Raw genomic sequence first — 16,072 nt, forward strand, 5'->3', positions numbered from 1 at the left:
TGTATCATTGACAGATACCAGATAACCGCAAAAGCGATACAACGGATCGGAATGACTCTTTACCGTTAACGCTTCGTTCGAGTCGCGTTGCGCCTGTAGTAGTTTCTTAGCCTTATTCTGGTCGGCAAATTCTGTTAATAAATGGCGAATAATCACAGGCAGTTCACGACTGATTTTCTCCGGCAATTGTGGGTCTTTCTCGGATTCTTTGACCGGAATATTAAACGGGAATATCACCCGCCGCCGTGCAATGCCGCCATTGCGTTCGGTAAAGCTCATGGGTTCGTTATTGGTGGCTAATACCACGGCTTTAATGATGGTAGAAAATTGCTTCTCGTATTTCCCGTCAACTTCAATCAGGTCGCCGCCTGTAATGGCCTTAATGCCTGCCCCTTCACCGACATATTTAACCTGATCGGGCAGCGTAATTAAGCTTTTGCCGACAAACTGATAACGGCCTCTGGCTTCATCCAGCGCTCTCATATTGCCACTGGCAGTATTGTGTTCTCCCGCCAGTAAGGTAGCGATATAAGTAAACACACTTTTACCGCTGCCACCTTCTCCTGTTACCTCAATAAATAGCTGCCAGTCATAACGGTTTGCCAGAATCATAAACAGAGCCGCTTTGATGCGATTCATCTTGTTTTCATTCTGCCCCGCCGCATGGGATAGCCAGCGATAAAAGTCAGGGGCATGATCCGGCAAGTTTTCACCGATAGCAGGCTGGGTAAACTCAATGCCATTATGGTTCATGAGCCAATGTTCCGGTTGGTGCGGGGTAAATTGTTGTGTTGATAACGCATACACACCATTACGAAACCCAATTAAATCCGACTGTTGTTCGCCAATGACTGGAATTTGTAATTTCAGGGCACAGATAGCGTTATTGATCCCGTTTGGGCTGTACGGGGTATCGTGCTGGTCAAAGATTGCCACCATTGCGCGACGTAGATCATTATCCGATACGGTTGCCCATGTCGTACCGTTATAGTGGTAGACCGTTTCGCTTTCAGCATGTACCGCGATTTTTTTGTAATGCTCAACCAATAATGCCCCGCGCTGACTGGCTGCCATTTGTGCCAGATTGTTATTGGCCTTTTTTGGCTTAGTTTCGTGGATCACTACCGCTTCTGCTTCCATGAGTTTTTTCTCCCCAACCTGATATAATCCGTTGCTGAATGCCTGCTTTGCTGCCTCTATTCCGTGATGCTGACGATAATCGTCCCAGTCGGCTTTATATTCCGTTGGCGGTAACGTTACCCAGCCATTAATCGCTTTAGCGGTCTTTTCTGCCGCTATTTTGCCCACATTCTTTTTAAGCTTGCCGTTTTTGTCCCGTTCGCCTTGTGCGTGCCAGTCATTGTCAGCAGCAAGAATGATTTTCGATTCAGGCCACTGCTTTCTGACCAATTCGGCAACATTCAGTAAATTGCTTTCATCAATGGCAGCCAGTACCACGCCATTATGCAACTGGCTTACAGTTAGCGCTGTTGCGTAACCTTCGGTAATGATGATGGTGTCCGGTGTTCCGGTAATTTCATATACCGGAATAAAACTTCCTTTCTTCTGCGTGCCGGAAACAAGGCGTTTTTCGCCGTTTGGTTTGATGGTCTGAGCGCCGGTGATAGTACCGTTCAGTGTCTGAGTTATCAGCAATAGAGAATCCTGCAATAACCGCTGATTGGGGTATTGCAGCCCCTTTTTCACCAAATACTGAGATTCTCCCCTAATCGATTTTTCCACCAGTACCGCGATCCGTTCCGCAATGGGTTTCACTGTTCGGGGCTGTTCTTTAACTGGTTTGAATATAGGTTCAGGTAATGGCATTGCCAGTACATCAGCAATCTGCTTAGCGGCGGTTAGGATAGTGATACCTTTGGCTCTTGCCACTAAATCCAGACCATCACCATGATTGGGTTGCTCACACTTGCGACAATGCCAGTCGCCATGATGGCTATCGTCTATAAAGTGAAAACGGTCAGTACCGCCGCATATCGGGCAAGAGCCATGCTTCCCTTTTGCCGGAACATCAACACCGCAGGCTGGCAACAGGCTTTGCCAGTGATTCATGGCGGATTGTTTCACGCTTCGGATAACGTCTATCGGGCGGATTCCCATAGGGCTTTTAGGCTGTGAGGAACGTTGACTCATGATTTATTCCTCTCCATAAACAGCCGTACACAATGCGTGATAGACGTCTTGATTGATATCACAGGCCAGCGCAATTAAGTTATTTAAATCGATAGAGCATTCATCTTTGGCCTTTTCGAGAATGACGCCAAATAAAGAAGTTGCCAGCCTCGTATTGTGCATAGCCTGAGAAAGTGAAATAGGTGATCGGCGTTCATATACTCTGACTATTTCAACGTCGATGGATTTATCATCTGGTATGCAAGAATGGCGAATACGCATGGCGGCTTTCTCCGCACCGTGCAAGGTCTTGTATTTGTAACGGATTGTTTCTTTTTTTATCTCGCGAGTATGCTGATTTGTGGTGGTGATAATGATCTTAAACATGGCTCACCTCCACAATGGAGATAAGGTACATAGGGAAGAATTTAGGTAAACGGGCTTTGCCCTTTCCATTTAGAAAGGTATATTGAAACATAGCTACCTCGATACTGTCGTTATCGTGGATGGTTAGCCCTCGTTCAGTGTTGGTAGCACTGTGCGGGGGCGTTGATTTTATAGGTTTTACCATGTTAAGGTGACCACCTAATATCGATAAGGCTAATGCAATAGGTGACCACTTGTCAACGATAAAGCGAGATAAAAGCCCAAAAGGTGATGGGCAATCCCCACAATTTAGAATGCGTATAACTCCCGAACTAAAAGAACAATTTGAAGATGCAGCCCAAAAATCAGGAATGAGCTTAGCTAACTGGCTTAAAACTTTAGGGCGTAAGGAATTAGAACGATTAGGTATAGATCCCAAAGGCTGAACTAAGAAAATTGCATTATTCAAGGCAGTAAACTGATTTATACCATTAAATAAAACAAGGATAGCATTTCCCATGTTATCCTTTTCTTTTTTGAAACAATCTATGTCTATATAGTTAGTGGAAATATAATATTCATTATTTTCAGCGTACAAAAGCCCATCACGATTATTAACCATGTTTTTCTTTATCATAATTTTATATATTTCAATCTATGCTGAAATAATATTTTTCTCTTAGAATAAATTGGTGATATTGATTTTTTAATTATATTCCATTGCGAGATTCAGCAATACGTTGGGCTACCCAATTATCAATCTCCGATTCAACAAAAGCTATTGAGCGAGTACCGATTTTGACTTGTTTCGGAAATTTATCTTCCTCAATCAACTTGTAAATCCATGCCTTACTATAACCCGTTCTGCGTTGCACTTCTGGTAAGCGAATGAGACTTTCTTTAAACGTGATAGTTTCTGACATATACTTTACCCCTGTTAGCTTATCTATATTGGTTCTTTTTAGACGTTATTAGAACAGGGGTAATTAAACCGAAGTTGTAAAATGAATTCATTACATGACAATAGTAATTTGTTTCATACAAAGAATGTATTATGTCTTACAGTTTACAAAAATAACTATTTATGATTAATATAAAACCATAAATAGTTATGTATTAACATTAAATGATTATTGATAATTCAATCAAGCATGTTTCTTAAATTTGCCATGCACCACATTTCCACCTTGTTCGAGTGCATCCATGTAGTCGGCATACCATTGAAGCATTTCCCTGCGGCCATCCAAATATTGGGCGTGATTGTAAGTCCCTCGAATACTGTTCTTATCAACATGAGCAAGCTGTGTTTCAATCCATGCAGTGTTATAACCCTGTTCATGTAAGACAGTGCTCATGGTATGACGGAATCCGTGGCCTGTTGCCCGACCAGCATAACCAATGCGTTTAAGAACCTGATTAATAGCTGCTTCACTCATTGGCTTACTTGCATCATTCCTGCCATGAAAAGCAAAGTTAAATCGGCCTGTGATTGCTTCCAGCTCTTTTAGTAAGATTAAAGCCTGTTCAGAAAGGGGAACAATATGAGGCCGACGCATTTTCATACGCTCTTGAGGGATTTCCCAAATTGCTTTATCGAAGTTAATTTCTGACCAAGTAGAGGCGCGCAACTCTATTGTTCTCAATCCGGTAAGCAGAAGTAACTTTGTTGCAATTTGAGTAATTTTACTTCCGCTGTAGAGGGACAATGCTTGTAGGAAAGCGGGTAATTCATCGACATTCAGATGTGGGAAATGCTTGGCTTTCGGTGTTGCTAATGCGCCAGCCAGTTCCGCCGCTGGATTATATTCCGCTCTTCCCGTGACAATTGCGTATCTGAAAACTTGGTTACATGCCTGTCTGATCTTTTTCAGCTTATCGAGAACGCCACGCTGTTCCATTTTTCGCAGGACGGTAAGCATGTCTAATGGCTTGATATCAGTGATGGCGAGTTTACCAATGAAAGGAAAAATATCTTTTGTAAAACCCTCTAAAAGGTCTTCTGCATATCCCGTTGACCAGTTAGGAACTTTATAGGCGTGCCACTCAAGGGCGATTTTTTCAAAGCTGTTACTTACGATGAGAGCTTTTTCTCTTTTTTCCTGCCTTTTAACCAGACCCGGATCATCGCCATTTGCCAATATTTTCTTGGCATCTTCCCTTTTGTTTCTGGCTTCTGCCAAGGTTACGATAGGATAAGTGCCAAATGCCAATCGCTTCTCTTTACCCGCAAAGCGATATTTTAATCGCCAACATTTAGAACCATTTGGAAAGATTTCTAAGTACATGCCCCCACCATCGGAGAGTTTGACGATTTGTCTTTGGGTTTTGCAGTGTCTATCTGTCTGGCTGTCAACTTCATGTGGGGGCATCCATTTTGATTGAACCTAACAATGCCCCCAATTATGCCCCCAGAGATCTATGGATTTCAACATACCTTAGTAGACTATGAGAGAATGGGAAAAGGCTAACGGCACGTATTTACTGGGGTTTTGTGGACTTCGGAGCCCTACAGGATTCGAACCTGTGACCTACGGCTTAGAAGGGCAAAAACTTATGATTTCATACAATTTCTTATGATTTCACAAGGTTTCATCACGTTGATTTAAATAGATTTTACAGGTTGCGCAGTTTCATATAGTTGCATATCATTTCATCATAACTTGACCCATTACTTGACCTGCAATGAAGGATATTTCCAATGGCTAGTACCTTATTGACTGACAGTAAAATCCGAGGCCTGAAACCCAAAAATTCAGCCTATTATACATGGCAAGCATCAGCAACACGAGGTACTGGCAGGTTAGGAGTCAAAACATACCCATCAGGGAGAAAGGTTTTTGTTTATCGTTATTTTAAGAATGGGAAAGAGAAGTTCATTAACTTAGGTGACTTTCCTGCTCTTTCTTTGGCAGAGGCATTATCTAAATCACGAGATGCTGCCGTTAATGTTTCAGCCCCAGAAAAAGCCATCATAAATCACGCCACAATTGAACAGCTATTCAATGACTATATTGCCGATCAGAAACGCCGTGGTAAGAGATCTTATGATAAAACTCAGTACAGGCTGAATCAGGTATTAGATAGCCAACACATTGATAGAAATACGCCCGCAAAAGATATTACTCCAGACCATATTAAAAGAGTATTGGCTGAATTTATCTCTCGTGGTGCTGTTGCCGGCTCAAACAAGGTGCGTGCCAATCTCCATGCTGTATTTAACTTTGGTTTATTCGCGGACAATGATCCAGCCAAACTGAATGAGAAAGTTGTTTATGGTCTTGACCGAAACCCCGTGACCATTGTTCCACGCCAAGAAGGTGCGGATAAAGCGTTAGATAGATTTTTATCATGGGATGAAATGAAAGAGATTCTGAAACTGTTTCGTATTTCATCGACAGTATTCCCAATTCACCCTGATTATGGACGATTAATATTGCTTTGCATTTTCACCGCTGGACAACGACCTTGGGAAATAATGACCAATACAAAAGATAACTGGGATAAAAAGAATAACACGCTGACAGTGCCACCTCATATTTCAAAAAATGGGGATTACCATGTCATTCCCTTGTGTGAATCTGCAACTGAAATATTAGAATGTCAGGCCAAACAATATCCAGATTCAGAATTCCTATTTCCCGGACAGACTAAAGAAGGCCATTTACTCACAGCTGAATATGCCAAGCAGATCCGAAAATTTTGCGTTCGCTATGATTTTGAGAAGTTTACACCAAGGGATATCAGACGAACCTTTAAGACCCTTGCAGGAGAGATGGGGATCAGTTCTGAGATGAGAGATAGATTACAGAACCATAAAAAACCCGGTGTCTCAACGAAACACTACGATCGCTACGACTATCTGAAAGAAAAGCGGGAAATTATAGTGCAATGGGAAAATCAGTTACTATCACTGTAGGGCAGATAATTGCCCTTTAAAATCCCAGCTCTTGTCTCACAAGATTAAGTTAGTTGAATTGATTTAATCCTTATATTGCTAAATATGTAAAATATTAATTTATCTGTTTCCATTTAGTATTTAACTCATCGCAATGTTGAATTTTATTTAGATGAGTAGAGCTAATTTATACATTCAATAAAAATACATTACTTATGGTTACAATTTTTTCATTAAACAAAAAATCAGAAAGTAAAAACACCATCGCGAAAACCATATTTTTTTGTGATTTACATCACTAAATTTAAATGATCATGGGTTTATCAAAATTGTTATTTTATTTTTCACAATAAATTCAATTCATTATGTTGGGAATGATTTTACTGTATGAATATAAAGCGATGAGTACACTAACTATATACGTTATCTCAGCTCATTATTTTTAAACGGCAATAATTTTAACTTTTTACACTGTCATTGCCGGATGCCCTTTTTATTTCACTTGATTTAATTTGGTCTTTACTCTTCCGCTATTTATTATTGCTCCCTCTTTATTTATCACGAGTCCGCCGATATATGCGGACATTGCGTTCCATCAAATTATCGAAAAACAACGTATTGCGTCCTGAGTTAGCGAATTTGTCGGAAACAATATGAGTTAGATTTAAATCTTGTACCCGAATGTTATGGCCTGCGTTGCTATCAGGCGGGATGCCGATTACATAATGTTCGACCATCTCAGGGAGACACACCATGTCAATAAAGAAAAACATCGATAAATTGCAGAAAGGGCAAGCCCTTGTTCAGCAGGGACAAGCGGCGGTTCAGAAAGCAAAACAGGTTGCGGGGAAATTGGCTGGCGGCATGTCAGGTGCGGCAGCTTTAACGCCGGGGGGCGGTTTTGCGGGCGGGCAGAAGTTGGCAGCGCGTGCAATCGGGGGGCAGAGTACAGCCACTAAAGCGCTGGAAAAAGCGGCTCAGATACTGATGGGCGGGCGTGACCCGAGTGGCCTGCAATTTACCCTGACCGCTGGCGGTTTATTACCGCAGACGTTTGTGGTGACGGATTTCACCCTGAACGAAAGTTTTTCCCAGCCGTTCAGCCTGAGCGTGGGACTGGCAAGTGCCGACCCGGCTATCGACTTTCCGGCCGTACTGGATCGCACTGCTACGCTGACTATTCTGCAAAACGGTATTGAACAACGCAGCATCACAGGGATTGTTGCCCGCTTTGAGCAGGGTAACACCGGGTTGCATCAAACCACCTACCAGATGGTTATCCGCCCTGACCTGTGGCGCACCACCCTGAGACAGAACTCGCGTATTTTCCAGCAGCAGGATATTGCCACCATCATTACGACCATTCTGAAAGAGCACAGCATCCGTGATGTGATCTTCAGCCTGCGCCATCCTCATCCGGCACGGGAATTCTGTGTCCAGTATCAGGAAAGTGACTTTGCTTTCCTGCAACGGTTAACGGCAGAAGAAGGCATTTTCTACTTTTTCGAATGCAGTAACGGACGCAACACACTGGTCTTTGCCGACGACTGCGGCTCTGTACCGCCGGGCATGATGATCCCGTATCAGCCCGGAGAAGCCAGCACCTTGGGTGAACCAGCCATCAGCAGCCTGACCTACAGCGCACAGGTGCGACCGGCGCAGGTGCAACTGAAAGATTACACGTTCAAAAACCCGGCATGGCCAGCCGAATTTCACCAGCAGATGCGGGATGAAAACCTGCAACAACTGTACTACGAGCACTACGACTACCCCGGTCGTTTCAAAGACGAGGCGCATGGCAAAGATTTTACCCGCTACCGTCTTGAGGCATTACGCAGCGATGCGGTGATGGGGCAAGGCAGCGGCAATGCGATTGCCCTACAACCGGGCAAACTGTTTATTCTGGGTAACCATCCACGCCTGGATCTGAACCAGTCATGGCAGACCGTCTCTGCCAGCCACAGCGGCAGCCAGCCGGGTGCGCTGGAGACAGCAACCGGCGGCAGCGGCACCACACTGCACAGTCACTTCTACTTTATCCGCCAGAACCAGAACTGGCGTCCGGCACCGCAGCCCAAACCGGTGATGGATGGCCCACAAATCGCTAAGGTGGTCGGCCCGGCGGGGGAAGAAATTTTCTGTGACCAGTATGGGCGCGTGCGTCTGCAATTCCCGTGGGATAGATACGGTAAGAGTGATGACCACAGCTCCTGCTGGATACGGGTCAGCCAGCCTTGGGCCGGTCAGGGCTGGGGAATGTTGGCTATCCCACGTATCGGGCAGGAAGTGGTGGTGGATTTCCTGCACGGCGACCCCGACCAGCCAATAGTGACCGGACGGACTTACCATGCCAGCAACATCCCGCCGGGGGCTTTGCCGGGCAGCAAAACCCAGATGGCATTCCGTTCCAAAACCCACAAGGGTGAAGGCTACAACGAATTGCTGTTTGAAGATGCCAAGGGCAGCGAACGGCTTTCCCTGCATGCCCAAAAAGATATGCAGACCAAAGTGCTCAATAACCGGGAGACGCAGGTACTGGCTAACCATACTGAAACCGTGGACAAAAACCAGACCGTCAGGGTCAAAGGGCATCAGAATGCCACCATTGACCTCACGCGGACAGAAACAGTCGGCCTCGCCTATGCCCTGACCGTCGGGGGAGCCATGAATACGGGCATTGCCCTGAGCCAGACCGAACAGGTGGGTGCCCACAAATCCGTGGTCGTCGGCAATACCCTGTCCATCAAAGCCGGGGATGTGATTGAACTGCAATGTGGTGCAAGCGTTCTGCGTATGGACAGTAGCGGCAAAATCACGATTCAGGGCAGTGAGTTCAAGTTTGAGGCCAGCGGTCCGGTGCAAATCTCCGGTAAAGATATCGACCTGAACTAAGGAAGACAGACTGAGATGGAATTTCGTAACCTGACCCCTTTTGCGGTGATAAACTACACGATGCTCGATGTGGAAGATGTCGAGCATCACGTGGTCGTGATGAAAATTGGCTACCAGTTGATGCCCACCGGACAAGGCTATGTCGCCGAACTGCTCCCCGCCCCACCGCTGTGTTTACAGGATGAATACCGTGGGCTGATGAATGCCTCACAGGTATTACAGGAAAGTGACCTTGCGCCGTTTAAACCGCGCTGTGACGTGATTGTCAACGGTACAGCTTATGCGCCGGATAACCAACCTTGCACTGCGTTTCCTGTCCGGTTGCAGGTCAGGAGCAAGCAGGGACAATCTCTGCTCGACAAAACCCTGACCGTCACCGGTGAACGGGAATTTATCCGTGATGCTGACGGCCACTGGCAACTGACTGACCCGAAACCGTTTGTAACACTGCCGCTGGATTACCGCTACGCCTTTGGCGGTGAATGCAAAATTCAGACGGATGATAAAACCGGTGCACAGCTTAAAGAAAATGACCGGCTGACACCGGAACAGCGTCAACAACATCCGGATGGCGAAAAAGCGCCGATTGCACACGCCGTCTGTGAAGCCAATCCGCTGGGGATGGGATTTATCACACCGTGGTATGCACAAGCCAAACAAATCACCCGCTATCCGGCACCGCGTATTACCCGACCGGATGCCCCATTCACGGCGCAACATTTTGCCGCTCAACTGGCGGGAACATTATCGCCCGATCCCCCCGCCAGTCAGCCACAAGGCATGGGCTTTGTCGGTCGCCCTTGGTTGCCCCGCCGCCAGCTTGCCGGGACTTACGATGCGGACTGGTTAGAGCATCGTCATCCCTATTTGCCGAAAGATTTTGATTTTCGCTACTGGAACGGCGCACCGGCTGACCAGCAAATTGACTGGCCGGACACGGATATTGCCATCACCTTAAGCGGCCTGACGCCGAATGGTGAACTGCATATCAACCTGCCGGGACATCGCCCGTTTATTCTGCTGCGGATGCAGAACGGCATTTTGCTGCCGGTGCCGATGCATACCGATACCCTCATTATCGACAGTGAAGCCCGAACGTTACATATGACCTGCCGCCTGAATTTCAAAACCGCCCTGCCGGTACGCGTGGCGGAAGCACGGTTTGAAATCAACCCGGATGCCCCGTTACTCAAAATGGCTCCACAGGAAGAGGAGAAAAAAGATGGCTGATAATTACATCGCTCGTACCGCAGGCCAATGGCTCATCGTCGGCATGTTGCCCGACGTGTGCAAGACCCCAATTGGCCCGGCAACCCCGCCCATCCCTTATCCGGTCATTGCTAAACTGGCAGACAGTTCCGTACCGGCGAAAACCGTGCGGGCCAATGGCCAGCCGGTGGTGGTGTTTGCCCAGAGCTTTGTGCCATCGACACTCGGCGACCAACCGGGCGTGGCCAATGGTATTAAAAGTGGCACGGTGGGAGCGAAATGCCATCCCAAAGCCCATACAAAAACCGTCCGGGCAGGCAATAAACTGGTACTGCGCCACGGGGATGAATTCTGGATGAACGGGGCATAAGGAAAAAGCGATGACAGTCATAATTGAGATTACGGGATATAATGCCAAGGCATTTTGCGAAAATTTCACCATTCATACGCAAGAAAGAGCCGAAAAGGCCCTCAAATATTCGGACAATATCTTCCCCTTCAGTGAGGTGGGTGGTTCAAATACATCATGGACACCTGAGGAATTCAAGCGGGTTGTACAAGACGCGGTAGATAAATTCAAAAGCGGGGAGTTTCCACTGAAGGAGTGGGAAGAGGAAAAAGAAAAAAAAGAAGAAGACGAGCATCCCAAGCCCAATGATGCCCTCCCCACCCCCGTCCGAGATGATAGCCCGACCGGTGAAGGCAACACGTTAGGAAAAATTGTCGGTCAGGCACCGCAGGGGACGAATCCGCCGCATGAGGCGAATGCCGCCGTGATACCAGAAACCGAGCAAGAAAAGGGATTTTTTGACAGGGCAGGGGACTGGTGGGATGAGACCAAAAAGGATGTGACACAATGGGGGGAAGAAGCCAAAGAAAAACTGGATGCGGCTTGGGATAACCCGGGCAAGGCCACCATAGGTGCCGCAAAAGGGTTGTGGAATACCGTGCCTGATGTGGGGGAATTTCTCATTCGAGGGGCAGCCGAGATGTCCACGGGTATGATGTCCTCAACGGGTACGGTATTGAAATACGCGGGGGCTGACACGATAGGCGATACCGCCCTTGCCGCTGCTGATGGAATGAATAAAGCTGTCGATAAGGTTGTAGAGCTAAGTCATGTAGATGCCATCCGGTTTGACATCACGGATAAAGCGGAACAAGGTGGGGCATTGATCGCGGATGGTGCGGGTTGGTTAACGGGAATAGGAGGCGTAGTCAAACAAGGTACGAAAGCGGTGGTTAAAAGTGCCAAATCCCGAGCTGGCGGTAAAATCCAAGCCCAACCGAAAGACATCCCGGAAGTAAAACCCAAAACAGAAAAGCCTGTCGATAAAGCCAATCCGTCCGACCAAAAAAAGGGCAATGACAGCGGGCTATGCAGCAAAGAGGGTGATCCAGTCGATATGGCCACCGGTGATTTCCTACAAGTCTGGCCGGTACTGGCCATCCCGGGTTTATTGCCAATAAACCTCAGCCGAACCTACCGCTCCACAGCGGATTTACACGGTTTGTTTGGTGCCAAATGGGCGGATGACTGGTCACTAAAGCTGGTTATCAGTCAGGGGGAAGTGCACTATACCCATATCGATGGCGTTATCTACGACTATGCCACACCGGATAACCGGGTCTTGTCCCGTAACCGTAATCTTCCCCATTACCTGCTGACGGGCGAACTGACTGGAGAACTGTGCCTGACCAACCGCCGCGCTCAGTTGACGTATCACTTCAGCCTGCAGTCAGGCAATACGCGAAAATTGTCTGCTATCACTGACCGACGCCAGAACCGGATTGGTTTTATCTACGATAAACACGCCCGGTTGAGTGAGGTCACCCGCAATGACGGTCTACGGTTAAGACTGCACTATCTGGACGGACAACTCCACACCATCGATATGCATGAAATCTGCGATCAACAATTTGTCGGGAAACGTTTGCTAACCTGCCAATATGATGCACAAGGGTATCTGAACGAGTGTGATACCTTCCAGTACAAACACCTGTGGCATGAATATGACCACAAAGGGCGGATGATCCGCTGGCATGATACCGACCTGACTGACCTGACAATAACCTACGACGAACGCAGCCGGGTACTCAGCACCACCTCTCCCAGTGGCTACTGGCATGACAGCTTCCTCTACGATGACAACGCCCGTATTACCACTTATCTGGATGGCGAAGGGAGTGAAACTTACTACCATTATGACTCGAACGGGTTAGTGATACGGGAAGTGGACCCACTGGGGAGGATCACGCGCCGTCAGTGGCGGGGCAGTCTGCTAATGTGGGAAAGCAATCCTATGGGACAAATGACCTCCTTTGATTACAATGCTGATGGGGCGTTGATCGAGGTAGTGTTGCCGACGGGAGGAACCTTTACATATGATTATGACGAACACGGGCAACTCATCGAAAGCCTCCTACCTACTGGCGAGAACTGGCAATGGCACTATGATGAACAGGGTAATCTGACAACACTCACCAATCCGCTGGGACACAAGGAAGAATACCAATACGGTCTCCACGGCGAACTGCGTCAACGCCTGCTACCGGACGGTCAGACCTGGCACTATGCCTATGACAAGCACTACCGTCTCGCCGCAGTGATGATGCCGAACGAAGAAACAACGGAACTAGAGTTGGATATCTTGGGTCGCCTACACCAACTCACAGATGCTCTAAAACAACAAACTCACTACCATTATAGCGATGATCATGCCAGCCTCAATGGCAGCCTGACCGAAGTTAAATTACCGGACGGTGTTACCCAACAAGTGGAGTATGACAGTGAACGGCGCGTGGTAGCAATTACTGATGGCGAAAGTCGTACTACTCGTTACCAGTATGGTGCTTTTGATCTGCTTGTTCAAGTCACTCGTCCTAATGGCACAACCCTACGTTTTGGCTATGACCGTCTGACTCGCCTAAACTCAGTCACTGCCTCCACTGGCGAAATATACCGATATGAGCGGGATGCCGCTGGCCAGATTATTCGGGAGATCGATTTCACTGGGCGTATCCTCGACTATAAGTACGATAAACTGGGGCGCCGTATACAAACTAGCTATCCCGATGGCCAGCAGCTTCGCTGGTACTATTCCATCATGGGGTTATTGGTCAAACAGGAAAGTTGGCAGCCGAAAGACAATCTTCTGGTTCTTAAAACCACTACCACCTATGAGTACAACAAACGGCATCAATTAGTGAAAGCTACCAATGACGATGCCATCGTCGAGTATGAATATGACAAAATCATCGGATTTCCAATCCGTGAGCGTATCAACGGACGGGAAATCATTCGTGAATGGGATGAGCTGACCGGACGCCCCATCAGTGAAAGTGTGGATGGCAATATCCTACATTTCGGTTATAACCTATCGGGGAGTCTGAATCACTTTCAACTTAACCAACATACACCTCTGATCTTTCAGCATGATGCATTGGGGCGGGAAACAGTACGTGAAAGTGCCAACGGTTTTATTCTAGCCAGTCGCTACACTGCAGCCAGTTTACTGGCCCATCAGTCTGCAGGTCAGGCCACCCAATTTTTCAGGGAAACACTGGCACAAAATGACCCGCATTTTCCACCACAAGCTTCTGCCGTCAACCGGAGCTGGCACTATGACCGCGCTCGCAATGTGAAAGTGATTGACGACAGCCGCTGGGGGCAAACTCGTTACAATTACAATGCCAACGACCAAATTTTGCATACTCTATTCGAGGGCACTCGCCTGTATGAAGAGCAATTTTGCTATGATGACAATGGTAACCTGAGCCAGCATTTACCAACCGATGCTCAAGGAGCTATAGCACAAATCAGCCAACACCAAAAAGCCGGGCGCGTCGTTCAGCAAGGAAATACCCGTTATCGATATGATGATAACGGGCGTCTAGTGGAAAAAACCGAACACCATGACGGCTTCCGCCCTCAAATCTGGCGCTACCACTGGAATATACAAAACCAACTTATTTACTGTGAGACCCCAGATGGCTCGCGCTGGCAGTATCGCTACGATGCTTTTGGACGACGACTCCAAAAATTAAAAATTCACGACGGAAAACTGGCTTCGATTAATTTACAGTTGTGGTTAGCAGGCAAACCAGATTTAGAGCCGAGAGCTGATGCCATCATGGGGCACAATTACCTATGGAGCGGTGACCAACTCATCGAAGAAACACCGATTTACGCCGATGCTACACCAGCAGAAGGTCAACGTATCCGTTGGTTATATGTCCCTGGTTCATTAACCCCATCAGCACGTTTTGAAAAAGACAAGCTACACTATGTTGTCAGTGACCATCAAGGTACGCCCCGCGAGATGCTCAACGAACAAGGGGTACCAGTCTGGGCACAGCGGCTGACCACATGGGGCAAAGCTGAACGCTCACAGGTGATTGCGTCCAATGATTCGGATTATCATGTTAACTGTAACCTACGGTTCGCAGGACAGTATGAAGATGAAGAAAGTGGGTTATATTACAACCGATTTAGGTACTATAATCCAGACACAGCACAATATATCTCACCCGACCCGATAGGGTTAGCTGGCGGATTTAATCCGTATTCGTATGTCCATAATCCCACTAACTTTATCGATCCATTAGGTTTAGAAGTTGTTTATAGAAACTTAAGGCCAGATGAAAAAATGGAAGATGGATTATCGGCCAAAAACCCGGGGAGAGACATGTCTCCTGCAGGGCATGTTAGAAATGGTAGCAACCCTAGTTTTAAAGGTTCACAATATATATCTACGACCACTGATCTGGACGTTATTATGAAATATCGTGCACCAGGTCAGATAACAGTGAAATTTGATACTAAGGATGTAGTACCCGATATAAAAGGTAATCATAGTATTGTCGATGTATCAACCCCAGAAAAAGCAGCAAGTGCAGGGTTAAAAGGTCCTGCCGCAAATTATGCCGTATCTTCTAAAGAAATTTTAGTAGAAGGCAGGATCTGTCCAGATAAAATAACCAAATGTGAGTGATAGTATGACATCAATGAATGAAGATATAGCTAGAAACATAGTATTTGATAAATTATTAGGTGAAAACTCTATACCTGTAAGACTAAGAACAAAGAGTGCTTTTTCTATGGATGAAATAAAGATACTTTATCTGGCTTTAGATTTTTTAATTGATTTCTATCACGAGAAAACTGAAGTACCTAAGAAATTAGCCCTTGCGTTCGTAGATGTGTATGGTGCATTTTCTTTTAGAGAGGGAATGTACGATGAAGAAATGCTGAATAAGCTTGAAGATATAGGAATTGAACTGCAGGATAAAGCTACCCAACTCCTATCTTAATTTGATTAAAACGTGATTATATTCACCTAAATTTTCGAAAAAAAGCATCAATTTTATTTAACCCGAATCCTGAATAGGTAATTGACGAGAAGCCTGTTTCAAGAACAATGTTTTGGTACACGCCGAAACATTGTTTCTGTGACAGGCCATGAACGACTTAGTTGAAATTTTCAGTGATATCGATGCTTTTTTCCGTTAATTTATTCTACAATGGATGCAATCTTGTCTCGATAACAAACACTGTCTGCACCGTAAGAGGGAAAACAT

The 16,072-nt window shown here is 46.4% G+C and carries 10 protein-coding genes and 1 pseudogene; 7 read left to right on the forward strand and 4 right to left on the reverse strand.

The annotated features are described in order from the left end of the window. Both Xinn_RS07830 and Xinn_RS07835 read right to left on the reverse strand, forming a co-directional pair. The coding region (locus tag Xinn_RS07830; protein WP_099137633.1) for a toprim domain-containing protein at positions 1–2,151 on the reverse strand (2,151 nt) is incomplete at its 3' end. A gap of 3 nt (positions 2,152–2,154) precedes the next feature. Continuing rightward, positions 2,155–2,517, reverse strand: a complete 363-nt coding sequence (locus Xinn_RS07835) for a hypothetical protein (protein WP_086955656.1) — start codon at positions 2,515–2,517, stop codon at positions 2,155–2,157. 233 nt (positions 2,518–2,750) lie between these two features. Between Xinn_RS07835 and Xinn_RS22660 the strand changes: the two genes are divergently transcribed. Continuing rightward, positions 2,751–2,942, forward strand: a complete 192-nt coding sequence (locus Xinn_RS22660; RefSeq protein ID WP_071827930.1) for a hypothetical protein — start codon at positions 2,751–2,753, stop codon at positions 2,940–2,942. Between the two features lie 264 nt (positions 2,943–3,206). Here Xinn_RS22660 and Xinn_RS07850 read toward each other — a convergent pair whose 3' ends face one another. Then, positions 3,207–3,419 carry a helix-turn-helix transcriptional regulator gene (locus Xinn_RS07850; protein WP_086955653.1) on the reverse strand — a complete coding sequence of 71 codons (213 nt, stop codon included), beginning with the start codon at positions 3,417–3,419 and terminating at the stop codon, positions 3,207–3,209. A gap of 222 nt (positions 3,420–3,641) precedes the next feature. After that, positions 3,642–4,855, reverse strand: a pseudogene (locus Xinn_RS07855) (tyrosine-type recombinase/integrase). Between the two features lie 339 nt (positions 4,856–5,194). On the opposite strand from Xinn_RS07855, the gene Xinn_RS07860 reads away from it, so the two are divergent. The 6 genes from Xinn_RS07860 to Xinn_RS07885 all read left to right on the forward strand — a co-directional run bounded on the left by Xinn_RS07860 (position 5,195) and on the right by Xinn_RS07885 (position 15,805). Beyond that, positions 5,195–6,412 carry a tyrosine-type recombinase/integrase gene (locus Xinn_RS07860; protein ID WP_086955651.1) on the forward strand — a complete coding sequence of 406 codons (1,218 nt, stop codon included), beginning with the start codon at positions 5,195–5,197 and terminating at the stop codon, positions 6,410–6,412. 732 nt (positions 6,413–7,144) lie between these two features. Then, the gene (locus Xinn_RS07865; RefSeq protein ID WP_086955649.1) at positions 7,145–9,283 is read left to right on the forward strand and encodes a type VI secretion system Vgr family protein; all 2,139 of its coding nucleotides are present in this window, start codon (positions 7,145–7,147) and stop codon (positions 9,281–9,283) included. A 15-nt stretch (positions 9,284–9,298) separates the two neighbouring features. Further along, complete coding sequence (locus tag Xinn_RS07870) at positions 9,299–10,513, forward strand: DUF2169 family type VI secretion system accessory protein (RefSeq protein ID WP_099137634.1); 1,215 nt, start codon at positions 9,299–9,301, stop codon at positions 10,511–10,513. A gap of 43 nt (positions 10,514–10,556) precedes the next feature. Continuing rightward, positions 10,557–10,862 carry a DUF4150 domain-containing protein gene (locus Xinn_RS07875; RefSeq protein ID WP_280176138.1) on the forward strand — a complete coding sequence of 102 codons (306 nt, stop codon included), beginning with the start codon at positions 10,557–10,559 and terminating at the stop codon, positions 10,860–10,862. 10 nt (positions 10,863–10,872) lie between these two features. Continuing rightward, positions 10,873–15,486: an RHS repeat-associated core domain-containing protein gene (locus Xinn_RS07880; RefSeq protein ID WP_099137635.1), complete on the forward strand. Its 4,614-nt coding sequence runs from the start codon at positions 10,873–10,875 to the stop codon at positions 15,484–15,486. Between the two features lie 4 nt (positions 15,487–15,490). After that, positions 15,491–15,805: a hypothetical protein gene (locus Xinn_RS07885; RefSeq protein ID WP_244590165.1), complete on the forward strand. Its 315-nt coding sequence runs from the start codon at positions 15,491–15,493 to the stop codon at positions 15,803–15,805. Positions 15,806–16,072 lie beyond the last annotated feature (267 nt).

Source organism: Xenorhabdus innexi (assembly GCF_002632485.1).
GTDB lineage: Bacteria > Pseudomonadota > Gammaproteobacteria > Enterobacterales > Enterobacteriaceae > Xenorhabdus > Xenorhabdus innexi.